Origin of the sequence: Desulfovermiculus halophilus DSM 18834 (genome assembly GCF_000620765.1) — a bacterium.
In the GTDB taxonomy this organism is placed as follows: domain Bacteria; phylum Desulfobacterota; class Desulfovibrionia; order Desulfovibrionales; family Desulfothermaceae; genus Desulfovermiculus; species Desulfovermiculus halophilus.
On record NZ_JIAK01000022.1, the window covers coordinates 17,693 to 44,366 of the forward strand.

The window sequence follows — 26,674 nt, forward strand, 5'->3', positions numbered from 1 at the left end:
ATGGGGTCTGCAGATACAAACCCACATGCCTGCCAAGGCGCAGGCAGGCTTGCGATAACGATGCATACAAACGATTTCGATACCGATCCCGATTTCGATTTGGATTATCCCAAGTATTAACTCATAGCAGTTTTTCATCCAAAACAGCAGATGCTCAGGAGTATGGTGAACATTGTTGGTGGACGCGAATGCCGATAAATAGTGCCGCTGAGCCATCACACCCAGGAGGGTATTATGGAGCACAGGGAATTGTCTTCGGTTCAGTTGTACAAAAGTTGCGATGTGTCCGGGTTCGCCTTTGAAACCACAGCCGAGCTGAACCCCATCCGGGATTTGAGTCAGGGGATAGGGCAACCCCGAGCGGTACAGGCCTTGAAGTTCGGGGTGGGCATAGATCAGCACGGATACAATATCTATGCCCTGGGGCCGAGCGGAATGGGCAAGCACACCTTCGTCCGTCAGTACTTGTCCGGACAGCTGCAGGATGCGCCCACTCCGGCGGATCTGTGCTATGTGAACAACTTCGATATCCCGGGAAAGCCCAGGCTGCTCAACCTCCCCCCCGGATGGGGCGGCCGCCTGGCCTCGGATATGGATCACCTTAGAGAGGAAGTCCCCAATGTCCTCAAAGGGGCCTTTGAGAGCGAGGAGTACCAGAACCGCCTGCAGGCCCTGCAGCAGGAATTCAAGGAGTACCAGCAAAGCGTGTTTGAAGATCTCTCCAAAAAGGCCAAGGAGCGGGGCCTGACCCTGATCCGGATGCCGAGCGGGTTCGGATTCGCCCCGGTCCGGGATGGAGAGGTGGTTCCTCCGGAGGAGTTCCAGAAGCTGCCCGAGGAGGAGCAGAAGAAGATCCAGAACGATATCGAGGAAATGCAGAACGAATCGCAGCGCATGTTCCAGAAGTTCCCGGCCTGGCAGCGGGACATGCGCCAGAAGATCTCCGACTTGAACGATGAAGTGGCCGGGTATGCCGTTGGGCCGCTTTTGGACGAGATCAGGGACAAGTATACCGAGGTGTCTGCGGTGGGGGAGTATCTCAATGCTGTGCAAAGGGATATCGTCGACAATGTCCGGTCCATTCTGGAGTCGGACAGTCAACAGGAGGAGGGGCAGGCCCAGCAGTCTGGGGCCGGATTCGGGTCCGGTCCCGGAGGGGGCAGGGGGCAGGCCGGGAGCTTCGGCCCGATGCGCAGGTACAAGGTCAATGTCCTGGTGGACAACAGCCAAAGCTCTGGAGCGCCGGTCATTTACGAGGACAACCCGACTTGCGCCAATCTTGTGGGCCGGGTTGAGCACCAGCCGATGATGGGGGCCCTGATCACGGATTTCAACCTGATCAAGCCCGGGGCCCTGCACCGGGCCAACGGAGGGGCCCTGATCCTGGACGCCCACAAGGTCTTGACCCAGCCCGGGGCCTGGGACGGGCTGAAGCGGGCCCTTATATCCCAGAAGATCAGGATTGAGTCCCTGGCCGAGATGTTCAGCCTGATCAGCACCATCTCCCTGGAGCCGGAGCCGGTTCCCCTCAAGGTGAAGGTGGTTCTGGTGGGCAATCCTTTGATCTACTATATCCTCAAGGAGTTCGATCCGGAGTTCGGCAAGCTGTTCAAGGTGGCCGCAGACTTTGACTTCAGCATGCAATGGGACCGTGAGCACCAGGACCTCTTTGCCCGGTTCATGGCCGGGGTGGCCGAGCAGGAGGGGCTCATGCCCCTGAACCGCTCCGGGGTGGCCAGGCTTTTGGAGTACAGCGCCCGCAAGGCCCAGGATCAGACCAAGCTGTCCACCCACGTCCAGGGCCTGACCGACATGATGCGGGAGGCGGATTTCTGGGCCAGGGAGAACAGCCGGGAATCAATTGCGGCCCAGGATGTGCAGCAGGCCATTGATGCATCCGTTTATCGCTCGGATCTGATGCGGGAGCGGGTCCAGGAAAGCATCAGCCGCGGAGTCATGCTCATCGATACCCAGGGATGGCAGGCGGGACAGATCAACGGGCTGTCGGTGGTTATGCTCGGGGACTTCATGTTCGGACGGCCAAACCGGATCACAGCCCGGGTCAGGCTGGGCAAGGGGGAAGTCATGGATATCGAGCGGGAGGCCAAGCTCAGCGGCCCCATCCACTCCAAGGGGGTGCTCATCCTGTCCGGATTTCTGGGGGCCAGGTATGCCGCGGACCGTCCTTTGTCCCTTTCGGCCACCCTGGTATTTGAGCAATCCTACGGCGGGATCGAGGGCGACAGCGCGTCTTCGGCTGAGCTGTACTGCCTGCTTTCGGCCATTGCCGGGATTCCCATCAATCAGTCCCTGGCCGTGACCGGATCGGTGAATCAGCACGGCCAGGTCCAGGCCATTGGAGGGGTGAACGAGAAGATCGAGGGCTTTTTCGATATCTGCCGGGAGCGGGGACTGAGCGGAGAGCAGGGGGTGCTGATCCCTGCCTCCAATGTGGAGCATCTCATGCTGCGCCGGGATGTCCGGGACGCTGTGGAGGTGGGACGATTTCATATCTACCAGGTGCAGACCATTGATCAGGGCATTGAGCTTTTGACCGGTCTGGAGGCTGGAGAGTCTGATGATGCAGGCGGATATCCGCCGGGCAGCGTGAACGGCAGGGTGCAGAGACGGCTGCATGAGCTCTCGGAGAAGCGGGAGCAGTTCGGAACTGGCAAGGACCAAGGAGGCCAGCCGTGAATCAAAACTCCCTTTCCTTTTCTCTGCATCGCATCCTGGTCCCCCTGGACGCATCGGAGAACAGCCTGACCGCCCTGGACACGGCAGCGGAGCTGGCCGCTGTGCTGAACGCGGAGCTGGAAGGGCTGTTTGTGGAGGATATCAATGTCCTTCAGCTGTGCGAATTTCCCTTTGCCCGGGAGATGTCCTTTGTGGCCCCCAGATTCCGGCCCGTCGACCGGGCGGAGACGGAGCGTCAGCTGCGCATCCAGGCGAAGCGGGTGCAAAAGCTGTTGTCCGAGGCTGCCGAGCGCTTTCATGTGCCCTGGAAGTTCCGGGTGACCAGGGGCGGGGTGCCGGCGGAGGTTCTGGCCGCAGCTGAGGAGGCGGATCTGACCATTCTGGGCAGATCAGGGCGCTCCTTGTCCGGACGCCGGGGGGTGGGGACCACGGTGCGCACGGTGGTCAGCCAGGGCCGGGGGATGACCCTGATCATTCAGCAGGGCATGCGGTTTCAGCCTCCGGTTCAGGTTGTGTTTACCGGATCCGGGAATGCGGAAAAAGCCCTGATCCTGGCCGTGGATCTGGGCCGGAAAAAGGATATACCGGTGGTCGTCCTTGTACCCGGAGACCCGGAGGACCAAGAGCGGCTTCAGAAACGGGCCAAAGAGCTGATTGCCGGCCGCGGAGGCCGGGCCAGCCTGCATATTCTGCCCAGTCCCCTGGATTGGAGCCGGATCGATCAGGTGGTGCGTCTGCACGGTCCGGGGCCGCTGTTTCTGCCCTGCGAAGAGCCGCAGCTGCACGGCGAGGAGCTGCAGGCCCTGGTTGATGCAGTTCAAAACCCAGTCCTGCTGGTTCGTTCTGCATAAAGATTACATCCACAGAAAGGAGGAGTATTTGATGGAACACACGATTCTTTGGCCCACAGAGATGTCCACAAGTTCACTCAAGGCCCTGCCCCATGTACTCTCCCTGGCCGAGAAGTACTCGTCCACAGTTGTCGTTCTTTATGTGGCCCCTGATCTGCTTTCCCTGTTTCCAGCCTATGGCAATTACCCCAGCGCAGAGCACATACAGAGGTTTCAAGACTGGGAGGCGGACAAGGCAAAGAAGGGTCTGCAGGAGATCTGCTCCAAGGAGCTCAATGCCTGCCGGAATGTCACCTTCAAGGTCCTGCGGGGGGATGCGGCCCAGGAAATACTCAAGGCCGCACGAGAGGAGGGAGTGGACATGATTGTTCTCAGCAGCAGGGGGCATTCTTTTGACACTGTGGGGACTGTGGGAAGCGGGTTCGGCAGTGTGGCCAAGAAGGTGGCCGAGGAGTCCCCGGTGCCCGTGGTCTTGATCAATCCGGACACGTCCGGAGGGCAATGATCAGGAGCCAAAAGAGGACAGCGAACGAAGGAGGCCTCTGGTTGCAACCGGAGGCCTCTTTTGTTTCTTCGGGCACCTGGAAAAAAGTGGCTCCTCGACACAACATATACGGCAAACTGTAAAATTCCACAGGCTGCGTCGAAGAACCAAAAAAAGTGCTGCCTGCATCCACCCCTGCTGGAGGACAGGGCCGGAAAACCGACACAGGATCTTCAGGAAATATTGATTGTTGACCAAGGATCTGATACTCAAGCTCAATCCATTCAGTGCTGGTGTACTTAAGGAGTCGATGACGAGCAGGCGAGGAACATAGGAGGCGCTTTCATGGCACAGCGAGAACAGTGGGGAACGAGAGCCGGTTTCATAATGGCCGCTGTGGGATCGGCTATAGGTCTGGGCAATATCTGGCGGTTTCCGTACATGGCCTACGACAATGGGGGAGGGGCGTTTCTCATCCCCTATTTTTTTGCCCTGCTAACTGCCGGGATCCCGATCATCATCATGGAGTTCGGGCTGGGGCATAAGTTCAAGGGCTCCGCTCCCATGTCCTTTGCCAAGGCCAAAAAGAAATGGGAATGGCTTGGATGGTGGCAGGTCTTTGTTTCTTTCATTATCTCCATCTATTACGCCGCGGTCATTGCCTGGGCCTTGAACTACGCCCTGCTGGCGACCAACCTGGGATGGGGGGAAGATACCCAGGACTTCTTCTTCAACCAGTTCCTGCAGCTGTCCTCCAGTCCCATGGAATGGGGGAATATAGTCTGGCCCATATTCGTGGCCGGGGTCTTAGTCTGGTTCATTACCTGGCTGGCCCTGTTCAGTGGGGTGAAGAAGGGGATTGAGTTCGCCAACAAGATCTTCATGCCCGTGCTCTTTGTTTTGCTGCTCATCATGCTGGGCCGGGCGGTGACCCTGGAGGGCGCCTCTGAAGGGCTGCAATGGCTCTTCCGTCCGGATTTCAGCGCGATATTGGACTATCAGGTCTGGACCGCGGCATATGGGCAGATCTTCTTTACCCTGAGCATCTGTTTTGCGATCATGATCACCTACTCCAGCTACCTGCCGGATGAATCGGACATCAACAACAACGGGATGATGACCGCGTTCATTAACTGCGGGTTCAGTTTGCTGGCCGGGATCATGATCTTTGCAGTCCTTGGCTACATGGCCACGCAACAGGGTGTTGGGGTCCAGGATGTGGCCGGAGCAGGCGTCGGGCTGGCCTTTATCACCATTCCCAAGGCCATCAGCCTCCTGCCCGGGGCCAGCTTTTTCGGGATTCTCTTTTTCGTCGCCCTGGTGTTCGCCGGCTTGTCCTCCATGATCTCCATCACCGAGGCCTGCTGCTCCGGCCTGATGGACAAGTTCGGCTGGGGGCGCAGGCCGACCACCTCTCTGTTCTGCATCATCGGGTTCATGCTCAGCCTTGTGTTCATGACCCAGGGCGGACTCCTGGTCCTGGATATCGTGGACCACTTCATCAACAATTTTGGAATCGTCTTTGCCGGACTGGTGGAAGTTATTCTTTTGTCCTGGTTTTTCCGGCTGGACTCCATCCGTGAACATGCCAACTCGATGTCTGACTTTCATATCGGTACCGGGTGGAACTTCTGTCTGAAAGTGATAACCCCCATTGTCCTGGGATATATGGCCATCGCCAATCTGGTGGGAGACATCCGGACGGCATACGGCGGCTATCCGGGCAGTGCCCTGCTCATCTTCGGCTGGGTAATCGTGGTCGGCATAGTGGGATTGAGCTTTGTCATGCAGAGCGGGCGAAGCTGCGCGGCCGATGAATAGCATGGTGCACGAACTTACTAACCCGCGTGCCTGCCAAGGCGCAGGCACGCTTTTAATTATAGCTCCCACGCTCTGCGTGGGAGCCTTCCTGACCGCTCCCGCGGTCCCTTTCTGGACGCCGGAGCGTCCAGTAGAGTTCCCACGCAGAGCGTGGGAACGATAAAAATCGGATTCTGATAGCTGTTAGCAGCATTATTTTCATGCAAATGGGTGCGAAATGTTCTTTTCATTCAAGATAAGGGGGATACAATGAGCGGTGGGGCTATATTCATGATGATCTTTGGCTTGGTTGTAACCTGGGGCGGAGCGGCAATCTGCATACGCTATGCACTGAAAAAACGGCACATGTAGTCCGTTGACTCTTCTTCAGGCTCCCGACTAAAGTCCAGAAGGGTCGCGACCCTTCTGGACTTTGTTTTGATAAGGAAGCAGACTCATTCGTTTATGGGGAGCCCCCCATGAACTTTAGCAAGGGGGCTGAACGCTTACGGTCCTTCGATACATCGATACATGAAGAGGAATTCCACCCGAGATTCTTCGCTCGCAGACTCGCTCAGAATGACAAATAGAAGAATGAGAGACTGTCGGATGGTTTTGATGCTCTTCTTGTCATTCTGAAGGAGAGTAGCGACTGAAGAATCTCTTGTGCTGTGTATACATGCCTGTCAAAGCCCAGGCCCGCTTGGGCTAGCGAAGCATGAAAAAATAGACGGCAAACTTTAAAAAACGACAGGCTACGTTGAAGAGCCACACTTATCTGTAAGAAGCCCATGACGTTGGAAGAGAAAATCCGCCTGTCCTCTTGGTATCTGGAACAGGCAGTATCCATGGCCGATCCGCAGCGGATCGCCGTGGCCTGGACCGGAGGAAAGGACTCGACCGTTGCCCTGGCCCTGTGGAAGGAACTCCTCCAGGGCCATGGTTTCACATCGGTTCCGGCCCGGGCCGTGAACCTGGATACCGGGCTCAAGTTCCCCGAGGTTCTGGCCTTTCGGGATGAGATCGCGGATGCCTGGGACATCGCCCTGTCCATTGTCAAGCCGGATGTTGATGTTGCAGACTATCCCGTGGCCGCCGACCCGGTTCAGTGCTGCAATGATCTGAAGGTCACGCCTCTGCGCAGAGCGGTGTCGGATATGGATATTGCCGTGCTCATTACCGGGGTCAGGGCTGATGAGCATACGGACCGGGCCGGCCGCTCATGGCACGAAAGCCGGGACGATCCGGCCCATGTGCAGCTCAATCCCCTCATCCATTGGACGGAAATGGATATCTGGTCCTTTACTTTGGAGCGGGGATTACCCTATTGTCCTCTCTACAACCACGGATACCGTTCCCTGGGGTGCCGTCCCTGCACGGCTGCGGCCCAAGGGGATGAGCGCTCGGGTCGGAGCCGGGAAAAAGAGGACAGGCTGCACCTTTTGCGCAGCTTGGGATATTTTTGAGCAAGACCCAGGAGATATGCCGAGGGTGCATCCGGACAAGCCTGGCATTGGGTTGAAACCGGGAGTGAACACGAGGGAGGCGGTATGCAGATTGACGATCAGACCCAGGGGCAGGAGCCTCAATCCGGCCGCGGATACGTGTTGAGCATGGTGGTCAGCCAGTTCCGCGGGTACGAGGATGTGGAGATCCATCTGTTCCGGTCGCATTGGGAGGCTGAGGAAGAAGCCGACTACGACTGGGAAGCCCTGCTCGGGGAGCCCATGCGCAGGGATCAGCCCATTGACCCCGAAGGCAGCCGCAGGGTTTTCCTGGAGACCTTCAGCCTGGAAGAAAAGGATGCCCTGATTGAATATCTTCACGAGCATTATGCGGACAGAGTGCGGAGCATAAGGGCTTCTCTGCTTCCCCTGCCCATCCCCATAGGGCTGACCCCTCTGTCCTCGGTGGCTGAGGACCAGCGGTTCGGACGCATCCGGCTGCACAAGATTCCGCACTATTCTCTGGGATTTGCCGTGGAGGGCCTGTACAGCCTGACTCAGCATAAGCCGTCCCGGGGACAGGACGCCAAGGACGCGTTTTAAGGAGGAGGCCCATGTCAGCACTTCAGTGGGAAATATCGTTTAGCCCGGAACCCGGGGCCCAAACCAAGCAGAGCCTGCGCTGCAGCCTTGTCTGTGTTGCCGGACAGCAGCGGCTGCCGGTGGTTCAGGATGTGGCTGTTGCGGACCTGGAGCAGGAGATCAGGGGGCTCAAGGCCGAGCTGGACCGGATGGCGGAAGAAGCCCGGAACAAGTGGGCCGAACTCCCGGAGCAAGACGCGGGGGATCACGGAACAAAGTCCGCTGAGCGAACCCCGGATCAAATATGGGAGGATCTCCGGTCCTGCTCCTCGAATGCCCAGATGCAGGAGATGTTTAATGCCCTGCCGGAGGAGGTGCGGCGAAAGACAGCCGAGTATGTGCTCACCTCGGTGAATATGTTTTCCGGCGCTGGTGCGTTTTTTGCCCAAAATTTTGATCACGCGGCGGCCGTGCTCGGATAGCCCGGCGGACTCCCTGCCGCGGCATGTGCAAGGGCACAGTCGATACATAGACACCGATGCTGACAGGACTCCCCTTTCTTCCCGCTTGGCGAGGTTTCATGCGCTATTCCAGTCAGTCCCACAAGTCGAATATATTTTATATCCGCCTGACGGCCATCATCTCCCTGGCCTACATGCTGGTGTTCGAGCCCGGCAATTTCGAGACCAAGGTGTGGGCATATCTGTATATTGCCTTCTTCTTGTCCACGAATCTTGTTCTCTCCGCCCTGCCCAAGTGGATATACAGCCAGCGGAGGTTCTATAATCTGCTGGTCTGCTTCGACACGATCATGATCGCCCTGGGGATCTATCTTGTGGGGCAAGTGGAGACATCTTTCTTTCTCATCTACTTCTTTATCATCGGCATCGCCTCCTTGAGCACGAACTTCCGGTACCTGATGGTCAATACGGCCATGTTTGTCCTTATTTATGGCTGGATCATGTACAGTCAGGGGAACCTCACCGGTGATACGGCCACCATGTACACCTTGCGCCTGCCGTTTATCTTCGCAGTCTCCTTGCTGTTCGGATACATCATAGATGCCTTGCTCCAGGACATAAACAAGGAGCTCCGGGATTCGGAAGAAAAGTTTCGCTCCCTGGTCCAGTCCATTGAAGGCTACGTCTTTATGCTGGACAGGCAGGGGGTTGTGATTTCAGCAAATCGCGCCTTGTCCAGGCATATTGGACTTCCGGACAGCAAGATCATCGGCCGCCAGTACGACCGGATTCTTCCTCAGAGCTTAACGAATGATCTCAGGCCCAGCATCGATTCTGTGATGGCCTCGCAAACCCCTGCTCAGTTTGATTGGCATGACCCGGAATACGACCGATGGTATCTCACTTCCCTGCATCCGGTTTTCGACTCTTCGACCAAGGATCTCACAGCGGTTTCAGTTGTGGCCAAGGACACGACCAAGCGGGTCCATGCCGAGCAGGAGCTGCGCACTGCGTATGAGAGATTGCAAAAGACCCAGGAGCAGCTGATTCAAAAGAGCAAAATGGAGACCATGGGGCGGCTCTCCTCCGGCATAGCCCATCAGCTGCGCAATCCCCTGGAGATCATTCTGATGGGGACGGAGTTTGTTGAAAACCAGATGGATCAGGCGAATAAACAGCTGGTCCAGGGAGTGCAAAAGATAAAACAGGCCGTGTACCGGGCCAACAATATTGTTGAAGATTTTCTTCGCTTCTCCAAGTCCGCGAACTTCCAGCTGAGTTCCCTGTCCATATGCTCTCTGCTTCAGGAAACAGAGCAGATGATCGAGCACAAGCTGCGGCAGCACAATGTGCACTTTGAGCTTCACTGTCCGGATGGGAGCTTGGCTGTGCAGGCAAACCGCAACGCCCTGCAGCAGGTCTTCCTCAACCTGTTCACCAACGCCATTGAAGCCCAGGGGACAAACGGGCGGATATCGGTTGCTGTGGACGGGCAGCCCCGGGAAGAGGACCGGGCGCGAGAAAGAGGGGTGGAGAGCCCCACAAATCAATCATGGGTTGTGGTTGAGGTCGCGGACCAAGGACCTGGGATGGATGAAAAGCAGGTTTCCAATATATTCGAGCCGTTTTATTCAACCAAGCAGGGGGGGAATGGCTCGGGCCTGGGGCTGAGCATTGCCAAGATGATTATAGACACCCATCAGGGGAAAATCGAGGTCCAGAGCGAACCCCAGCAGGGAACACGCTTTCAGGTCTATCTGCAGCCGGCCTGAGGCAAGCGGTCTTGAAACCGCAGACATTCAGGGAATACGGAAGATCCGGAGACAAACCGTACAAGAGATTCTTCAGTCGCTGCGCTCCTTCAGAATGACAAGAGGGGGGCATCAGAATCATCCGGGGCGGACCGCCATTTTTCTGTTACTTATAGCTCCCACGCTCTGCGTGGGAGCCTTCCTGACCGCTCCCGCGGTCTCTTTCAGGACGCCGGAGCGTCCAAAAGAGTTCCCACGCAGAGCGTGGGAACGATAAAAGCGAAGAATCCCTAATCAAATATGGATAATAGGCCATCCCTTGTGGTTATATGAGAAAACGTGCTTACATGCCAATTTTTATCTACTGATCTGCAGGCCTGAATGGGGCCGTGATTGTGTGGTCGGTGTGGGGTGGAAGCAAAAACCGGCCGACGGGGAGTTGACTCTGAAAATGGAGCGGTTTGTATGCTGAAGATCTTGCTCATCGATGATGAAGAGGACTTTTGCTTCTTCATCAAAGGCAACTTGGAACAGAGCGGGCGATTCACGGTCTATACAGCTGACAACGGAGAGCTGGGGCTGGAAATGGCCAGGGAGTACAAGCCCGACCTGGTCCTTTTGGACCTGGTCATGCCGGATATGTCCGGGGATGAGGTTGCAGGGTGGTTTGAGCACGACCCGGACTTGAGCCATATACCGATCATCTTTCTGACCGCTATCGTGACCAAGGAGGAGACCGGAGACAGCAACTACAAGCAGATTGGAGGCCGCTACTTTGTAGCCAAGCCGATATCAACCAAGGATCTGATTGAGGCCATTGAAGATCGCCTGCAATGGCATACGGAATAGAGTGCCGAAAATATGTTTCAGGAACAAGGAGAGTGAGGAATTGGCTGAGATGGAACTCAATCCCAACGCACAGCTGGTGCTGACCAAACGATATCTGCGCAAGGGGGCCGATGGTGAGCCCATTGAAGGCATTGAGGATTTATTTGAACGGGTTGCCGGGAGCATCGCCAGGGAGGAGTCCAAGTACGAGAACTCGCCGTACAACGTCTCTGAGTTGACGACCCGGTTCTACGATCTGATGACCAGCTTTCGCTTTTTGCCCAACTCCCCGACCCTGATGAATGCAGGGACAGACCTGGGGCAGTTGGCTGCCTGCTTCGTCATTCCGGTGGAGGATTCCATGGACGGAATCTTCGATGCCATCAAGTACGCGGCCCTGATCCATAAGTCCGGCGGCGGGACGGGGTTTTCCTTCTCCCGTCTTCGGCCCCAAAAAAGCAGGGTAGGGTCCACCGGGGGGATCGCGTCCGGTCCGATTTCCTTTCTCAAGATCTTTAATACGGCCACGGAACAGGTCAAGCAGGGCGGAACCAGGCGGGGTGCGAACATGGGCATCCTGCGGGTGGATCATCCGGATATCCTGGAGTTCATCCGGGCCAAGGAACGGGAGGGGAAGCTGAACAACTTCAACCTGTCCGTGGCCTTGACCGAAAAGTTCATGCAGGCTGTGGACAAGGACGAAGAGTATCCGCTCATCGCTCCGCACACCGGGGAGGAAAAGGGGTCTCTGCGGGCCAGGGAAGTCTACCATCTCCTGGTCCAAAAGGCCTGGGAAAGCGGGGACCCGGGGATCATCTTCCTGGACCGCATCAACCGGGACAATCCCACCCCGCAGCTTGGAGAGATTGAGGCCACCAATCCCTGTGTTCCAGCCGATACCTTTGTTCAGACCAGTCAAGGTCCCAGGCAGGTACAGGATCTGCTTGGAGGCCAAGTGCGGCTGCAGGTCAATGGCCGGGAGCATGTATCCACCGAGCACGGATTTTTTCATACTGGCCGGAAAAGGATTGCTGAGCTGCAGACGGCTGAAGGCTACACACTGCGCTTGACCCCGGAGCATAAGGTTCTGAGGGCGGCAAGCATGACCCGATATGTGCTTCGGACGGAGTGGGTACAGGCGAAACAGCTTGTTCCCGGGGATAAAGTCCTGATCAATGATCATCGGGAGATACCGGCATGGCCTGGAGCGTTGGGGCAGGCTGAGGGGTATTTGATTGGTCTGCTGTTGGGTGATGGGACCTTGAAGCAGGACAAGGCTGTCCTTTCAGCATGGGTTCAGGAAGATGCTGTTAATGGACAGCCAAGGGATCATGTGGCCTGTTCAGGCATTATGCAGGCTGTATTGGAGTATGCCCAGGAGCTGCCTCACAGGTCCGATTTTCAAGGATGGCAAAAGATTGCCGGGCGGAATGAATATCGGCTGAGCCTTGGCTCTTTGAAAAGCATCGCATTAGGGCTGGGCCTGCAGCCTGGACACAAACAGATAACCCCGGCTGTGGAAAAGACTTCTTCTGCATTTTATGCCGGCTTTTTGCGTGGCCTCTTTGATGCCGACGGCTCGGTGCAGGGAGATCAGAACAAAGGAGTGAGCCTTCGTTTGGCCCAGAGCAATGCAGCTACCCTGCAGGCAGTGCAGCGGATGCTTCTCAGGATGGGCATTGCTTCCTGCATATACCGCAACCGGCGTGAAGCCGGCCAAAAGGATATGCCCAACGGCCAAGGCGGCATGAAGTCCTACCGGATTCAAAGCCAGCATGAGCTGATTATAACCGGTGATAATCTAGCTCGGTATGCAGAACGGATAGGATTTCACGATGCGGAAAAAGCCGAAAAATTGCAGACTGCCCTTGCCAGTTACAAGCGGAGACTGAATCGAGAACGGTTTACATGCACGTTTACCGGTTTAGAGGATTGTGGGTGGGAAGATGTTTTCGACGTCCAGGTTCCAAATGGCCACGCCTTTGATGCCAATGGGCTGATCGCGCACAACTGCGGCGAGCAACCGCTTTTGCCGTATGAGGCCTGCAATCTGGGATCCATCAATGTCGATGCCTTTTACTCTGAGACGGCTGAGGACGGAGTGGACTGGAACGGGCTGAAGGAGACCATCCATCTCAGCGTCCGTTTTCTGGACAATGTCATCGACGCCTCCCGCTATCCCCTGCCCCAGATTACGGATATGGTGCACACCAACCGGAAGATCGGCCTGGGGATCATGGGCTGGGCGGATCTGCTGTATCAGCTGCACATACCCTACAACAGCCGCCGGGCCTTGAGCATGGGCGAAAAGCTCATGGATTTTCTGCATCAGGAGTCCCGTTCCGCATCCAAGGTTCTGGCTCAGGAACGGGGGGCGTTTCCCGGGTATCCGGATTCGGTCTTCGCCCAGAAGAATCTGGGACCCTACCGGAACGCGACCACCACGACCATCGCCCCCACCGGGACCCTGTCCATCCTGGCCGGCTGCTCCTCCGGGATCGAACCGCTTTTCGCCCTGAGCTTTTCCCGGCATGTCATGGATGGAGAAACCCTGCTGGAGGTGAACAAGCACTTTGAACAGGCCCTGCGCCAGACGGACTGGTACAGCCAGAGCCTGATGCGCCAGGTGGCGGAAAAGGGAACCATCCGGGACATGGACTATCTTCCTCGGGATCTGCGGGAGGTCTTCGTCACTTCCATGGATTTCGAGCCCATCTGGCATCTGCGGATGCAGGCCGCTTTTCAGAAGTATACGGATAATGCGGTGTCCAAGACGGTCAACCTTCCCCATTCAGCCACTGAAGAGGATATCTCGTCCATTTACTGGGCGGCCTATGAGCTGGGGTGCAAGGGAGTGACCGTTTACCGGGACGGCTGCAAGGCTGAGCAGGTTCTGAGCACCGGGAGCGGCTCGGAAAAGGCGGAGGCCAAGAACGGGGTGCCGGTCCGGGAACGTCCGGACGTGATCTACGGTTTTACCCAGAAAGTGCAGACCGGTCTGGGAGATCTGTATCTCACGGTCAATGAGGTGGACGGCAAGCCGTTTGAGGTCTTTGCCACCATCGGCCGTTCCGGCCGGTCCATTACGGCCAAGGCCGAGGCCATCGGCCGGCTGGTCTCCCTGGCTCTGCGTTCCGGGGTCCATGTCCGGGATGTTGTGGCTCAGCTCAAGGGCATTGGCGGAGAGCATCCAGTGTTCCAGAAAAAAGGGCTGTTGCTGTCCATTCCCGATGCCGTGGCCTGGATTCTGGAGAACAGATACCTGAAAGAAGCCACACCAACGGGTGACGCCGCTCACAGCCTGGTCAAACCGGGTTGTCCGGAATGCGGGCAGGAGCTCATGTTCCAGGAAGGATGCTTTATCTGTCAGGCCTGCGGGTACACCAAATGCGGATAGAGGACAGTAGTTCTTCGACATAGCCTGTGGATTTTTGGAGTTTGCCGTCTCTTCTGTGTGCCCACTTTCGGCCCGGTATTTTCTAAGTCCCGCCAAAGGGGGATCCCTGCCCCCTCCCGGCTACTCACATGCAGGTCACTGCTTTCTGTTTGACCGAGCGTATCATACACGTGAGTGCCGGGTTTCCCCCTTTTGGCGGGACCAAGAAAATGTGCGGGCCTGCCGCTTATGGCACACAGAAGAGACGGCAAACTCTTATGTAGGCAATTCCACTTTCTGTGTCGAAGAGCCAGGATAGTTCCCACCCAGAGCGTGGGAACTATAACCCTGTCTAAAGGAAGAAAAAAATGGTTGAGGAGACAACAGTTCTCGGCATCTGCGGAAGTCCGAGGAAAAAGGCCACGCACAGGGCGGTACAGTGGGCCCTGGAGCAGTTTGAAACCGAACACGGCCTGCACACCGACTTCTTTTCCGTGCGGGGCAAAAGCATCAACTTCTGCATCCACTGCGATGTGTGCGTGAAGAAGAAGCAGGGCTGCGTGCATCAGGACGACCTGCAGGAGCTGTATCCCCTGATGCAAAAGGCGGATATATGGGTCCTGGGCAGTCCGGTCTACCACGGGCACATCAGCGCCCAGCTTAAGGCAGTGCTGGACCGGACCCGGGCCCTGTTGGGCCGGGACCGGCACATGCTGCGCAACAAGCTGGGCATGGGGATCGCCGTGGGCGGGGACCGGAACGGAGGTCAGGAGCAGGTCCTGCACACGGTGATCGATTTCTGCTTGATCAATGAGATGGTGCCGGTCAGCGGCGGGGTATTCGGGTCCAATCTGGGCGGAACCGTGTGGTCCCAGGACAAGGGGGGGGCTGGCATGGATGCGGACCAGGAGGGCCTGAAAAGCATCCGCAAGAGCATCGCCCGGGCGGTCGCCCTGCATCAGAAACTCGGGGCCTAGGCAGGTACTGTCCGGGATCACCCACAGGACAAAAGCATATTCATGGTTCCTACGCTCTGCATTGGCACTCTCCCGGATGCTCCAGGGTCCACAAAGAGACCGCGGGAGCGGTCCAGAAATGCTCCCACGCAGAGCGTGGGAGCGATAAAAAGCATATTCATGGTTCCTACGCAGAGCGTGGGAGCGATAAAAAACAGCACATCTTTTGAAAATCGGAGGGGTTACTCTGTGATCAGCTCCGGAAGATAGGAAATATCCGTCTCCAGCTCCCCCAGCTGGTGCAGGCTGATGAAGCGTTTGCTCACCGAATCGTCCAGGGTGAAGCGGACCTGGACCAAGACAAAAGGCGGGGGCTTAAGGCCCCCGGACCGTTGCCCACTCTCCTCCCGCCCCCATGACGAAACCATCCTGTTCTCTTCCGGATCATAGAAAGCCAGGTGCAGGGATTGTATCCTGGAGCTGAGCAGTACCTGCTCTGGCTGCTGCTCACCGTTTCCTGCCTCGGATACCGTGTTGACCAGCGGGACCTGAGACCGGTGCAGTTCACCGGCCCGGCCGTTTTCCTCCCCGTTCTGCTCCAGCCAGTAAGCCACTTTGTGTATCCGGTTTCCGGGGAAGGTGGCGTTGGCATCCAGGTCGGACCTGGTGCTGAACTCAAGTATCGGAGTCTGGGCAAGGAACAGATCGGAATTTGGGCTGTACCCTGCGAAGGGGACGGGCTGGGTTGCGTTGGAGGCGCTTTCTTGCGAGCCGGTGGCGTTGGCCGGGCTGCGGACCATTGATTCCAGGTCGCGCTGGATTTGGAGCATAACCAGACGCGCTTCCTGGGAAAGCCGACCTTTTTTTTCTATGTTTCCGGCAACATCTGTAACCCGGTTAAAGACCCCGAACAGAGCGGTGAACACAATGGCCGTCACTGTCAGGGCCACCAGGATCTCAATCAGGGTGAAGCCGGAAGCGGAGGGCCGAGGGCCGAGGGCCGAGGGCGAAGGGCCAAGGGCTAAGGGCAGAGGTCGAGAGGAAGAGGGCAGAGAACAGAAAACAGAAGACAGGAGGCATATAGCCGGGGAATGTGCGGGGGATGAACACAGTTTTTGGAGATGCTGGAGTTTCTGTCTCATTGGGTTGTGTCCCTGCCCGGCTCATACATGTATTCGCGCAGGGTGATCCCCTGAGCTTTCCGATCCCCGCCTTTTGGATACGCAGTAACCGTGATTGCGGTCAGCTCCTGGACCCGGGTGGGATCGATCCGAACCTCCCACATGAACCCCGGATAGTGCTCAAACTCCCCTTGACCCTGGACCATGTTGTCCACTCCCAGGATTTTGCTCTGATTCAGCTTGAACTCGGCCAGCATGGCGCAGCGTTCCCGGCTTTGGGTGCTGATGAACACGTCCTGGACGGACAGGGCGTTGTGCAGGACAGCGACCAGGGCAATGGACAAGATGCTCAGACTGACCAAAACCTCGATCAGGGTGAATCCGGAGGAGGAGGGCATGGGGCTAAGGGCTAAGGGCCGAGGGCGAAAGAAAGAAGACAGAGCACAGACTACAGAAGACAGGGGGCGGAAGGCATGGGGCATGCTGTGGGCAGAGAAAAAAGAATATGAGCGGTAAAGGGCTGCTCGAGGGCACGGAACAGGAACAGGCTGGAGAGTGGCCGTATGAGCCGTCCGCGCAGGCCTGTCGGGAGCGAGGATTGCTTTTGTTCTCTGCTGCGGGCCATCCCTCATAGGATCACGGCTCTTGTTCGATTTTCAGTTCCGGGGAAAAGGCCTGGAGCACAAGGGTCTTGGGCCGGCCGCCATCCAGGAGAAAAAAGCGGGAGGGCTGGGCGTATCCGCGAGGGCTGAAGACAATCTGCACCTCCCCGGAGCTGCGCCGTTGCCCGGACCCGACTTGTATCCCCTGGAGGTCAGTCTCACCGGTGAGCAAGGGGTTTTTGTCCGGGCGGCTGTCCCGGCCTGTTCTGTTTTCTGTCCAGTATTTTGCCTTTTCCCCGCTGTCCAGGTCCAGGTGGAGAACGTGGGGCTGCCGGTCCAGCATGGCCTGATGGCGCAGGTCTGTAAACAGAGCGCGCATTCGGCGCAGATCGGACTTGAACCCGTCGGTTCCGAGTCCGCCGCGGATGGAGGCGATGGAGAGCCCCATGGTCAGGGACAGGATGAGAAGCACCACCATGATCTCCATGAGGGTGAAGCCGGGAGAAGAAGCATGGGGCATGGGGCATGGGGCATGGGGACTGGAACCCGCAGAAGAGGATCGGGGAGGATGGGCCATGGTGCTGGGGGCCAAGAAACAGCCCTGCCCTGACCCCTCCCTCCGGGCTGAAGACCGACCGGAGAGAGGGAAATAAGAGAAGAAACCGATCTTCCCTGATATCCAGGGATGCAGATGGAACAGGATGTGTGGGCTCAATTCAGATTCCAGTTTCCGATATCAGCGTTGAATCCGTCCCCTCCCTGCTCTCCGTCCGCACCCAGGGAGAAGAGGTCAAACTCCTCATGTTCTCCGGGATAGATATAGACGTACTCATTGCCCCAGGGATCGTCCGGAATCTGGGATATATATCCGTTTTCCGGATAGTTGCGCGGTGTCTGTCCCACCCCCGGCTTTTCGGCCAGGGCCTTGAGCCCCTGCTCAGTGCTGGGGAAAAAGCCGTTGTTCAGCTTGAACTGCTTCACAGCCATGGCCAGGTTCTCGATCTGCATCTTGGTCTTGACCACCCGGGCCTTGTCCGGCTTGTCGGTCAGCCTGGGCACGATCAGCCCGGCCAAAATGCCCAGGATGACGATGACCACCATGAGCTCGATCAGGGTAAAACCGGCCTTTTTCCTGTCTCCAGTCTGTTGCAAGTTCATCACATCCTCATTCATGCAAAATAGGGTTATAAAAGGTAATTCTTCGAGGTAGCCTGTGGGTTTTTGGAGTTTGCTCGGGAAAGAAACGTACGGTTTCTTTTTCCGTCATTGCCTGGTTCGGCACGTACATTACTTGAAAAAGACCCGAGATTCTTCAGTCGCTGCGCTTCTTCAGAATGACAAGAGGGGGGCATTTGTACCATCCGGCGGGCGGCCATTATTCTTGTCATTCTGAGCGAGTCTGCGAGCGAAGAATCTCTGATCAAAATGGATAAGGTTCTTCGACGTAGCCTGTGGATTTTTGGAGTTTGCCGTTTCTTCTGTGTGCCCACTTTCGGCCCGGTATTTTCTAAGTCCCGCCAAAGGGGGATCCCTGCCCCTCCCGGCTACTCACGTGCAGGTCACTGCTTTCTGTGTCGAAGACCCTTTTCTTTCTTCGGTTTCGTAATCGCTATCGGGATCGATATCCATAAACTGAGGGTTCCTGCTGCACGGAATGACATATTCTTTCGATTTCGATAGCGATCCCGATTTTGATTTGGATTATCCCAACTATTAGCTCATAACAGTTTTTCATACGAAAGCGTATCATACACGTGAGTGCCGGGTGGCGGGACCAAGGAAATGTGCGGGCCTGCCGCTCACGGCACACAGAAGAGACGGCAAACTCTTATGTAGGCAATTCCACTTTCTGGGTCGAAGAGCCATGTATCTGTAATCTTGGTCATCGAATCAGCTGACTCATATCGAAAATCGGCAGCAGCACAGCCAGCACAACAAAGCCGACGATGCCGCCCAGAACCAGAATCATGACCGGCTCCAGCAGGCTGGTCAATGCGGTCAGGCGGTTGGAGACGTAGTTCTCGCTGTTCTGGGCCACTTTCAGGAACATGGCATCCAGCTGTCCGCTTTGTTCTCCCGCGCTGACCAGCTGGACCATGGTCGGGGGGAACAGGGTGCCACGGGCCATGGGCTTGGCCAGGGAGCTGCCTTCGCTGACCTCCTTGATGATCCGGTCCGTGGCCTGTTGGACAAGGGAGTTGGAGACCACATTGCGGACGATCTTCAGGGCCTGGAGCAGGGCGACTTCGTTTTTGAGCAGGGTCCCCAGGGTATGGCAGTACCGGCTGAGGACAATGTGGTGCAGCAGGGACCCAAGCAGGGGCATGCGCAGCAGCCATGCGTCCAGCACGGGCCGCCCCCGGCTGCTGGAGGCCATGCGCTTCAGGGCCAGGCCTGCGGCGGCCAAGAGCAGGGGCACAACCCACCAGTAGGCATGGAAGACCTCGCTGATCTGGATGAGGATGATGGTGGGCAGGGGCAGGGCCTGCTCGAAATCCAGAAAGATCTGGGTCACCTTGGGCACCACGTAGGACATGAGGAAAAAGACGACCCCCAGGCTGACCAGGAGGATGAGGGCCGGGTAGGCCAGGCTGGACTGCAGCTTGCGTTTTAAGGACTCCTGCTGCTCCCCGAAATCGGCCAAACGCTCCAGGACCAGCTCCAGGGTCCCGGAGCTCTCCCCGGCCCGGACCATGGCCGCATAGGTTGGAGGGAATGCCTGGCGCTGCTCTTCCATTGCTGCGGCCAGACTGGATCCCTCGTTGATCCGTTCCCTGATCTGGGCCAGGGTGCGGTACAGTCCGCCTTTCTTGACCTGCTGCAAGACGCTGTCCAGACAGGAGGCCAGGGGGATTCCGGCGGACAGCAGGGTGGCCAGCTGCCGGATGGCCACCACCAAATCCCCGGAGTTGACCCGATTGAACAGCCGGCTCCGCCACCCGGAAAGGGAGGGCGCGGATTGGGCCGGAAGGGGGTCTATCCGCCGGGGATACAGGCCGTCCCGGCGCAGACTGTCCTGGACCATGCGTCCGCTGTCTGCGCTGATGATCCCCTTGTGCTCCTTCCCTTTGCGGTCAAGTGCTATGTATTCATATACAGGCATACATCTTATACCTGGGTGACCCGGAGGACCTCATCGATGCTGGTTTCCCCGGCCAGGACCTTGCGCACTCCGTCCTGGCGCAGGGTGCGCATGCCTTCCTTCACGGCCAGCTGACGGATCTGGTTGGATTCCGAGGTGTGCAGGACCAGGGACTGGATCGCCTCGCTGACCCGCAGAAACTCGAAGATCCCGGTCCGGCCCTTGTATCCGGTCTGCAGGCAGGCCTCGCAGCCCACCGGCTTGAAGAACCGTCCCTCCAGCCCCTTGGCCCCGGGACCGAGCTCTTTGAGTTCCAGCTCGGCCGGCGCATAGGACTGCTTGCAGTTGGGGCACAGGCGGCGGACCAGGCGCTGGGCCAGGATGGCATGCACAGAGGAGGAGACCAGGAAGGGCTCAATGCCCATATCGATGAGCCTGGTAATGGCCCCGGAGGAGTCGTTGGTATGCAGGGTGGAAAAGACCAGGTGGCCGGTGAGGGCGGCCTGGATGGCGATTTCCGCGGTTTCCAGGTCCCGGATCTCCCCGACCAGGATCACGTCCGGGTCCTGGCGGACCATGGAGCGCAGGCCGTTGGCAAAGGTCAGCCCGATCCTGGAGTTGACCTGCATCTGCCCGATGCCGTCCAGCTGGTACTCAATAGGGTCTTCGATGGTCAGGATGTTCTTGTCCGGGGTATTGATTTGGGTCAAGGCCGAATACAGGGTGGTGGTCTTGCCGCTGCCCGTGGGCCCGGTGACCAGGATGATTCCGTGGGAGATACGGATCAGTTTTTCAAAGATGTCCAGGTGTTCCCGGCTCATGCCGATCTCCTGCAGATTCAGGACCCGGACGTCCTTTTCCAGGAGACGGAGGACCAGACGTTCTCCAAAGGCGGTGGGCAGGGAGGAAACCCGCAGGTCCACCTCCCGGTCTCCGATCCGGATATTGATCCGCCCGTCCTGGGGGATGCGTTTTTCGGCGATGTTCAGGCTGGCCAGGATCTTGACTCTGGAGACCACGGCTGGATGCAGCTTTTTGGGCAGGGTCAGGATGTCGTAGAGTACCCCGTCCATGCGGAAGCGGATCTTCAGCTCCTGCTGATAGGGCTCGATATGGATGTCGCTGGCCTTGTAGTGCACGGCCTGGGACAGGATATGGTTGACCAGCTTGATCACCGGGGCCTCGCTGGTCTCATCCAGCAGGTCGGCGCTGATTTCCTCGTCGAATTCGTTGAAAAAGGATTCGCTGTCTTCTGCATCCAGGCCCTGGATGATATGCTCGGCCCCGTTCTGCACATGCCCAAAGGCCCTGTTCACTGCGGACAAAACAGCTTCGCTCGGGGCCAGGACGGAGTCGATGCGCCGGACTTTGAGCAGGATCCTGAGCTGATCCAGGGCCAAAATGTCCAGAGGGTCGCTGAGGACGACAGTGGCTGTGTCCCCTTCAAGGCGCAAGGGGAGCAGGGTATGGGCCTTGAGAAAATGAATGGACAGGTCATTGACCAGACCGGGCTGAATAGCGTCGTCTGCGATGCTGTCCTGAACCGGCAGGTCCAGGACATGGGCGTAGGCCGCCAGGAGATCCTTTTCCGAAGCCCTTTTTTCCTGGAGCAGGAAACGGGTCAGGGTCTGTCCGTTTGTTCTCCCGGTGCGATAGGCAGCGAGGTCCTCGGTTTGAATCACGCCGTGGGAGGTAAGATAGGATTGCAGCGTATAATGCATGATCAGATGGAAAGCTTGCTGGTTCAAGGCTCCAGGTTTGCGGTTAAATTAATAATTTTGTCTATCATTCTTTGGACCGACAGGCGCCGGCCTGGTTTTTTCCCAAATTGGTAAGACCCCGAACTGTCGCTGGAATGATAAGATGCTGAATAAAAATAAGGTCTCAGAGTCACCATCCCAACCACCCCTGCCCCTCCTTGCCAAGGAGGGGAGTTACTAATGGGTGCGAAATGTTCTTTATCCCGCCTATGGCAGGACTCGCGCATGAAGCAAGCGGGAATGTATTTCCCGCGCAGCTGAGTGCAGCGCGCAAAAAGTAAACAACTTTTTGCTCTCATTAATAAGAGAAGCGGTTGTTGTGTGTACGTTTTTTATCCGCAAGTGTCTGCCTTATCGAAAACCGTAATCGTAGATCTAAAGCAAGATCATCCAGTTACGAGTCCCTTCCTTCGCAAGGAGGGGCAGGGGTGGTTGAAAAATGACAACTTCCTTAAATTCTTCCGTCGCTGCGCTCTTTCAGAATGACAAGAGGGGCTATCAGAATTAGCCGGGTCTTTGTATCGCCTAGGGCAATACTCCGAAGGTCTTGTACTCATCGGTCATGGCCTGGATCTGCCCTTCCGGTCCGAAGCGGAAGCGGTTCAGCTCCCGGGACTTGGCGTAGGCGATTGTCTGGGCGTCCTGGGCGGTCTGCACCACCTGGGGGGTGATGAAAACCATCAGGTTGGTCTTGTTCTGCTGATCCTGGGACGACTTGAACAGGTTTCCCAGAACAGGAATGTCCCCAAGCAGCGGGATCTTGGACTGAAAGTCCGAGTTCTTGTTCTCCATAAGCCCGGAAATGACCACTGTCTCTCCGTCCTTGACCGATACAGTGGTCTCCGTGGTCCGCTTGCGGGTGATTGGGGTCTGGCTGCTGAACTCAATGTTGGGGTCGATGCGGCTCACTTCCTGATACAGATTGAGCTTGATCCAGCCCTTGTTGTTGATCAGGGGGGTGACCTTCAGGGCACTCCCACGTCCTTGTATTCGAAGTTGCTGTAGTCGTTGTCCGCCTCGGTTTCCTGGCGGCTGGTGATAAAGGGCCTGTTTTCGGCAATAACCACGGTGGCCTCTTCATTCTCCATGGTCATCAGCTGGGGGGTGGAAATGATGTGCACTGCATTGTCGGTCTGGGAGGCGTTGATGAAGGCTCCCAGACTGAAGTATTCTTCGCCGTTGAAGGTAAAGGGCACGGCCAGGGTGCCCAGGCTCAGCCCGCTGTTGCCCGGATCTGAGTCGAACCGGCCGAGAAGGTCGTCCACGTTCTGGCCCACCGGACCGTTCCCGGTCCCGAACAGCACCCCGTCCTCGGAGCCCAGCTCTGTCCCGGCCTGCCAGTTGACCCCGAAATTGAAGGTCTTGTCGCTGCTGACCTCGATGATGGCCGCTTCTACAAAGACCTGTCTTCTCGGTTGATCCAGCTTTTGAATAATGGGCATCAAGGTGTCGAACTCCCTGGGTTCGGCCACGATGACCAGGCTGTTGGAGGGCTTGTCAGCCACTATGGACACGTCTGTGGAGATGACCGCCTGCTGGTCATCCTGCTCGCTGGATTTGCCGGCCAGCTGGCTCAAGACCTGGGCCAGGGCGTCAGCCTGAGCGTTTTCCAGGGCCACCACCCGAATGTTGTCCAGGTTTTGGGGAGTGGGCTGATCCATTCTGCGCACAAGGTCCTGAAGTCTTTGTGTATGCTCGGCATCGGCCAGGACCACAATGGAGTTGGTCCGTTCAACTGGAACAAAGGCCACCCGGCCATTTTGCAGGGCCTCCTTGCCTTCCTGGCCTGCGCCCAGAAGCGTGTTCAGCTTTTGAACCACTTTCTCGGCCGAGGCGTGTTCCAGCTGAAGAAAGGAGATGCGTCCGCGAAAGCTTTGGGTATCCACATTGCTTACGATTTTTGAGATGCGCTCTACGTTGGAGGCGTAGTCGATGATGATCAGGGTCTCGGACGGGGGATAGGCCACCACGAGGCCCTGCTTGGAGACCATGGGAACCAGGATCTTGCGCAGTTCGGCGGCCGAGGAATGGTCCAGGGGCAGAATCCTGGTCACGACCTCGTCGTCTGCCGAGGATGGAGCCGCCCTGATCAGCGGAGTGTCCTTCTGCCTGGACTCCACAGTGCGCACGATCTTGATCACATCCCCGGAGGGAATGGTGGTGAAACCGTGGACTTCCAAAACAGATTGGAAGACCTTGTAGGCCTCGTCCACGGTCAAGGGACTGGGAGAGAGGATGGTCACCTTGCCCTTGACCTTGTCGTCGACAACAAAGTTCTTGCCGGTCAGGTTGCTGATGAACTTGATAAAGACCTTGAGGTCAACCTGGTCGAAGTCCATGTTCACCCGCTTTTGATTCTGAGCCTGCTCCTGGGCCTGTCCGGTATGGGCCAAGGGCGGGACAAATACCAGGGCGAGGAAAATGGCTGTACTCAGAATGAAAGGCCAGGACATGTTTGGCATGAAACGTCTTGGCATGGGACTGTGTTCTCCGTTAGGATGGGGCGGCTTGCATGCGCTGGTTTTACCGCAGCCTGTAGAGCAGGGTCTTTTCCTCTCCGTTTCGCTGAATCTGCAGCTGTACGCTGTCTGCTGATTCAACTTCCTGCACCAAATCCAACACCCCTTGGGGACTGGTCAGCTCTGCATCTTTGGTCCGGACCAAGACGTCCCCGTTTTTCAGCTGCAGGAGGTCGAAGAAGCTGCCTTCCTGGATGTTGTTTATCTGCATTCCCACTGAGGTCCCGTCTTTACCATGCAGGCTGAGATCGGCCTGTTCCAAGATTCCGCTGAGATCGGAGACCGCCTCCCGGATCTCTTCCCGGTCCAGGGCAACCGTCTCTTCCTGCCCGTTCTCGGTTTCGGCAGCGGAAGGCGAATTTTGGTTTGAGCTCTCTTGCAGTCTATCCCGCACCTTGTAGTCAATGGACAAAGCCGCATCTTCTTGGCCGGCGTTGACGATGACGTTGTTGCGTACAATGTCTGTTATCCGGGCATCATTGATTCTGTCCCCTACGGTCTTCAGCTCCTGCCGGTTGTTTTTGGTGTCTTCAATGATGGCCCAGCTGTTGTCTTCTGAGGTGGTGATAGTTCCAATGAGTCGAAATTGTTTGATGTTTTCGGCCAGGGGGAGATCTTTTAAATCCATTTCCGAGGTCGCGCCTTCTCCTTCCGCAGGTTCAATCGGGCTTCCCCCGAAGATGTTGCGTTGAACGATAGTTTGGATATCGACTGCATCCGTGTTTTGATCTCCGGATTCTCCGGTGGCTTCCCTGCTTCCGGCCGGGGGTGTTCCAAACCGGGTATCCGGAATGGGCTGCAGTTCGTGTCCGATCCAGGAGTTCACCGCTGTAGTCAGAAAATAAAGGCAGATGCCCAGGACCAGCATGGTGCGAGTCCATGTATAGAGAGCCGTGGGCTGGGCAGGGAAGAGTAAGGACAAAAACGTGTGCATAGTCAGAGATCAGAGGTCAGAAGTCAGAGATCAGACGTCAGAAGTCAGAGATCAGAGGCCAGACAAAGGTCAGTCAAAACAATATGTTATGCATTCAATGTTTGTCGCAAATGAACGGAAGACGACTTTGTGCAGTCCCCCTTCAAGACATTTTCGCCTGCCTTATTCATAGGCCGGGATCTCGATTTTGTGGCATTCCCCGTGTTTGAGGAGCTGTTCATACCTCGTGCACGGCCCTCCGAGCTCGCAGGCCCGGCTCAAATCGGCGCAGGCCTTTTGTTTCTGCCCCAGATTGAAATAAAGCAGACCGCGGTTGTACAAGGCCGGGATATAAGAGGTGTTCAGCCGCAGGGCTCGGGAATAGTCGGCCAAAGCGCCGTCGTACTCCCGCAGTCCCTGCCGGGCCAGACCACGGTTGAACTGATACAGGGGCACGTCTCCCTGGAGCATGGCTGCTTGGGAAAAGTCTTTGAGTGCGTCCTGATCACGACCCAGTCGCAGCCTGACCACACCCCGGCTGTTGAAGGCCTCGGGCATGTATGGATCGAGCTCGATGGCGGCTGAAAAGGCGTCCAGGGCTTGTTTCAAGTCTCCTTCCCGGGTCAAGGCCTGGCCGAGATTGAAAGCTATCCTCGAATCCTCCGGATCAAGCCTCTCGGCCCGGTGAAGTATATCCACTGCCTGGGCTGAGTTGTCCAGTTCCAGGAGCAGCTTTGCCTTGTTGACCAGGGCGGGGACCATCTGGGGGTCGATGTCCAGGGCCCGGTCATAATCTTTGAGCGCCTTGGCATTTTGCTTGAGCTGGGTATGGCATAGAGCCCGGTGAAAATGCAGGCGGGCGCTGTCCGGGGTCTGAGCCAGGGCTTGGGTGAGAATCCGTCTGGCCACATCATAATCCTGTTGGGCGTATTTAGTCAGGGCTATCTGCTCCAGCCGGGAGATTTGGGTGGAGCTCGCCTCTGAAATTCGACCCTTGGGTGTTGCACAGGCCGAAACCAAAAAAGGACAAAGCATGAGAATGACGCATGCAATTCTGGCCGGAGAAATTGCAAGACCTGAGAGCATGGAGTTGAGCCTTTGATGAAGTGCGGAGCATCCTTAACTTGGGTGCAAGATTTGAATCTATCCCAAGCAGAAATAATTTGTAAAGGCAAAGGATACGTGTGTATCAACTGCCTGAAAAAAAAGATAGGTTTGGAAATACGGTTCAAAGAAATCAGACTAAATTTCAAGTATGCAAAATATTGCATAGCATATCCAGCCTGATGTGCATAAAAATGCATATAGAGATGGATAATATCTCGAAAGGGTGCGGGTTATATGCAAAAAAGAGAGTCGAGCATTCGTCTGTTCGGTTTGGGTTGCAATATCTGTATCTTTTTGCTGGGATTCGCAATCTTGTAGGGCCCCATTTTCAATAGAGAC

General features: G+C 56.9%; 20 protein-coding genes and 1 pseudogene. 12 read left to right on the forward strand and 9 right to left on the reverse strand.

Annotated features, from left to right (window positions below; all coding sequences use genetic code 11):
* The first annotated feature begins 234 nt into the window (after positions 1-234).
* From N902_RS0110800 to N902_RS0110855, 12 genes are all read left to right on the forward strand, one after another.
* Complete coding sequence (locus N902_RS0110800; protein WP_027370944.1) at positions 235-2,697, forward strand: Lon protease family protein; 2,463 nt, start codon at positions 235-237, stop codon at positions 2,695-2,697.
* Entirely contained in the window at positions 2,694-3,548 is an 855-nt protein-coding gene (locus N902_RS0110805) for a universal stress protein (RefSeq protein ID WP_027370945.1), read from the forward strand. The genes N902_RS0110800 and N902_RS0110805 overlap by 4 nt, the downstream gene beginning before the upstream one ends.
* Positions 3,549-3,579: 31 nt before the next feature.
* Positions 3,580-4,053, forward strand: a complete 474-nt coding sequence (locus tag N902_RS0110810; RefSeq protein ID WP_027370946.1) for a universal stress protein — start codon at positions 3,580-3,582, stop codon at positions 4,051-4,053.
* Positions 4,054-4,377: 324 nt separating this feature from the next.
* Positions 4,378-5,853, forward strand: coding sequence for a sodium-dependent transporter (locus N902_RS0110815; RefSeq protein WP_027370947.1), 1,476 nt, complete (start codon positions 4,378-4,380; stop codon positions 5,851-5,853).
* 249 nt (positions 5,854-6,102) lie between these two features.
* Entirely contained in the window at positions 6,103-6,204 is a 102-nt protein-coding gene (locus tag N902_RS19715; protein WP_153304198.1) for a MetS family NSS transporter small subunit, read from the forward strand.
* Between the two features lie 419 nt (positions 6,205-6,623).
* Positions 6,624-7,298, forward strand: a complete 675-nt coding sequence (locus N902_RS0110825) for a phosphoadenosine phosphosulfate reductase family protein (RefSeq protein WP_027370948.1) — start codon at positions 6,624-6,626, stop codon at positions 7,296-7,298.
* Positions 7,299-7,382: 84 nt separating this feature from the next.
* Complete coding sequence (locus N902_RS0110830) at positions 7,383-7,880, forward strand: hypothetical protein (RefSeq protein ID WP_027370949.1); 498 nt, start codon at positions 7,383-7,385, stop codon at positions 7,878-7,880.
* A gap of 11 nt (positions 7,881-7,891) precedes the next feature.
* Positions 7,892-8,341: a hypothetical protein gene (locus N902_RS0110835; RefSeq protein WP_027370950.1), complete on the forward strand. Its 450-nt coding sequence runs from the start codon at positions 7,892-7,894 to the stop codon at positions 8,339-8,341.
* Between the two features lie 98 nt (positions 8,342-8,439).
* On the forward strand, positions 8,440-10,092 hold the full coding sequence (locus tag N902_RS0110840; RefSeq protein WP_027370951.1) for an ATP-binding protein: 1,653 nt from the start codon (positions 8,440-8,442) through the stop codon (positions 10,090-10,092).
* Between the two features lie 444 nt (positions 10,093-10,536).
* The gene (locus N902_RS0110845; protein ID WP_027370952.1) at positions 10,537-10,920 is read left to right on the forward strand and encodes a response regulator; all 384 of its coding nucleotides are present in this window, start codon (positions 10,537-10,539) and stop codon (positions 10,918-10,920) included.
* 49 nt (positions 10,921-10,969) lie between these two features.
* Positions 10,970-14,296 (forward strand): LAGLIDADG family homing endonuclease, encoded by a 3,327-nt coding sequence (locus tag N902_RS0110850; RefSeq protein ID WP_051564520.1) that lies wholly within the window; start codon positions 10,970-10,972, stop codon positions 14,294-14,296.
* Between the two features lie 347 nt (positions 14,297-14,643).
* Positions 14,644-15,252, forward strand: coding sequence for a flavodoxin family protein (locus tag N902_RS0110855; protein ID WP_027370954.1), 609 nt, complete (start codon positions 14,644-14,646; stop codon positions 15,250-15,252).
* Positions 15,253-15,473: 221 nt separating this feature from the next.
* On the opposite strand, the gene N902_RS17490 is transcribed toward N902_RS0110855, so the two are convergent.
* The 9 genes and pseudogenes from N902_RS17490 to N902_RS0110910 all read right to left on the reverse strand — a co-directional run bounded on the left by N902_RS17490 (position 15,474) and on the right by N902_RS0110910 (position 26,314).
* Positions 15,474-16,373 carry a PulJ/GspJ family protein gene (locus tag N902_RS17490; protein ID WP_034622559.1) on the reverse strand — a complete coding sequence of 300 codons (900 nt, stop codon included), beginning with the start codon at positions 16,371-16,373 and terminating at the stop codon, positions 15,474-15,476.
* Positions 16,370-16,750, reverse strand: coding sequence for a prepilin-type N-terminal cleavage/methylation domain-containing protein (locus N902_RS19720; RefSeq protein WP_027370956.1), 381 nt, complete (start codon positions 16,748-16,750; stop codon positions 16,370-16,372). The genes N902_RS17490 and N902_RS19720 overlap by 4 nt, the downstream gene beginning before the upstream one ends.
* A 238-nt stretch (positions 16,751-16,988) precedes the next feature.
* Positions 16,989-17,474, reverse strand: a complete 486-nt coding sequence (locus tag N902_RS0110875) for a prepilin-type N-terminal cleavage/methylation domain-containing protein (RefSeq protein ID WP_161635177.1) — start codon at positions 17,472-17,474, stop codon at positions 16,989-16,991.
* A gap of 191 nt (positions 17,475-17,665) precedes the next feature.
* A complete protein-coding gene (gene gspG / locus N902_RS0110885; protein WP_027370958.1) occupies positions 17,666-18,112 on the reverse strand; it encodes a type II secretion system major pseudopilin GspG in 447 nt (148 codons plus the stop codon).
* Between the two features lie 724 nt (positions 18,113-18,836).
* Positions 18,837-20,057: a type II secretion system inner membrane protein GspF gene (gspF, locus tag N902_RS0110890; protein WP_027370959.1), complete on the reverse strand. Its 1,221-nt coding sequence runs from the start codon at positions 20,055-20,057 to the stop codon at positions 18,837-18,839.
* A gap of 5 nt (positions 20,058-20,062) precedes the next feature.
* Positions 20,063-21,757: a type II secretion system ATPase GspE gene (gene gspE, locus N902_RS17495; protein WP_084288241.1), complete on the reverse strand. Its 1,695-nt coding sequence runs from the start codon at positions 21,755-21,757 to the stop codon at positions 20,063-20,065.
* Positions 21,758-22,321: 564 nt separating this feature from the next.
* Positions 22,322-24,273 (reverse strand): annotated as a pseudogene (gene gspD / locus N902_RS17500) (type II secretion system secretin GspD).
* Positions 24,274-24,319: 46 nt separating this feature from the next.
* The gene (locus N902_RS0110905) at positions 24,320-25,183 is read right to left on the reverse strand and encodes a hypothetical protein (protein ID WP_027370960.1); all 864 of its coding nucleotides are present in this window, start codon (positions 25,181-25,183) and stop codon (positions 24,320-24,322) included.
* 228 nt (positions 25,184-25,411) lie between these two features.
* Positions 25,412-26,314 (reverse strand): tetratricopeptide repeat protein, encoded by a 903-nt coding sequence (locus N902_RS0110910; RefSeq protein ID WP_027370961.1) that lies wholly within the window; start codon positions 26,312-26,314, stop codon positions 25,412-25,414.
* Between the last annotated feature and the right edge of the window lie 360 nt (positions 26,315-26,674).

Bases quoted from the DNA above. Each gene is read 5' to 3' on its own strand.
- gspF (WP_027370959.1), bottom strand. From the start codon at position 20,057: ATGCCTGTATATGAATACATAGCACTTGACCGCAAAGGGAAGGAGCAC.
- N902_RS0110815 (WP_027370947.1), top strand. From the start codon at position 4,378: ATGGCACAGCGAGAACAGTGGGGAACGAGAGCCGGTTTCATAATGGCC.
- N902_RS0110830 (WP_027370949.1), top strand. From the start codon at position 7,383: ATGCAGATTGACGATCAGACCCAGGGGCAGGAGCCTCAATCCGGCCGC.
- N902_RS19720 (WP_027370956.1), bottom strand. From the start codon at position 16,750: ATGCCCTCCTCCTCCGGATTCACCCTGATCGAGGTTTTGGTCAGTCTG.
- N902_RS0110810 (WP_027370946.1), top strand. From the start codon at position 3,580: ATGGAACACACGATTCTTTGGCCCACAGAGATGTCCACAAGTTCACTC.
- N902_RS0110875 (WP_161635177.1), bottom strand. From the start codon at position 17,474: ATGCCCCATGCTTCTTCTCCCGGCTTCACCCTCATGGAGATCATGGTG.
- N902_RS0110835 (WP_027370950.1), top strand. From the start codon at position 7,892: ATGTCAGCACTTCAGTGGGAAATATCGTTTAGCCCGGAACCCGGGGCC.
- N902_RS0110840 (WP_027370951.1), top strand. From the start codon at position 8,440: ATGCGCTATTCCAGTCAGTCCCACAAGTCGAATATATTTTATATCCGC.
- N902_RS17490 (WP_034622559.1), bottom strand. From the start codon at position 16,373: ATGAGACAGAAACTCCAGCATCTCCAAAAACTGTGTTCATCCCCCGCA.
- N902_RS0110800 (WP_027370944.1), top strand. From the start codon at position 235: ATGGAGCACAGGGAATTGTCTTCGGTTCAGTTGTACAAAAGTTGCGAT.
- N902_RS0110910 (WP_027370961.1), bottom strand. From the start codon at position 26,314: ATGCTCTCAGGTCTTGCAATTTCTCCGGCCAGAATTGCATGCGTCATT.
- N902_RS0110825 (WP_027370948.1), top strand. From the start codon at position 6,624: ATGACGTTGGAAGAGAAAATCCGCCTGTCCTCTTGGTATCTGGAACAG.
- N902_RS0110845 (WP_027370952.1), top strand. From the start codon at position 10,537: ATGCTGAAGATCTTGCTCATCGATGATGAAGAGGACTTTTGCTTCTTC.
- N902_RS0110855 (WP_027370954.1), top strand. From the start codon at position 14,644: ATGGTTGAGGAGACAACAGTTCTCGGCATCTGCGGAAGTCCGAGGAAA.
- gspG (WP_027370958.1), bottom strand. From the start codon at position 18,112: ATGAACTTGCAACAGACTGGAGACAGGAAAAAGGCCGGTTTTACCCTG.
- N902_RS0110850 (WP_051564520.1), top strand. From the start codon at position 10,970: ATGGAACTCAATCCCAACGCACAGCTGGTGCTGACCAAACGATATCTG.
- N902_RS19715 (WP_153304198.1), top strand. From the start codon at position 6,103: ATGAGCGGTGGGGCTATATTCATGATGATCTTTGGCTTGGTTGTAACC.
- N902_RS0110905 (WP_027370960.1), bottom strand. From the start codon at position 25,183: ATGCTGGTCCTGGGCATCTGCCTTTATTTTCTGACTACAGCGGTGAAC.
- gspE (WP_084288241.1), bottom strand. From the start codon at position 21,757: ATGCATTATACGCTGCAATCCTATCTTACCTCCCACGGCGTGATTCAA.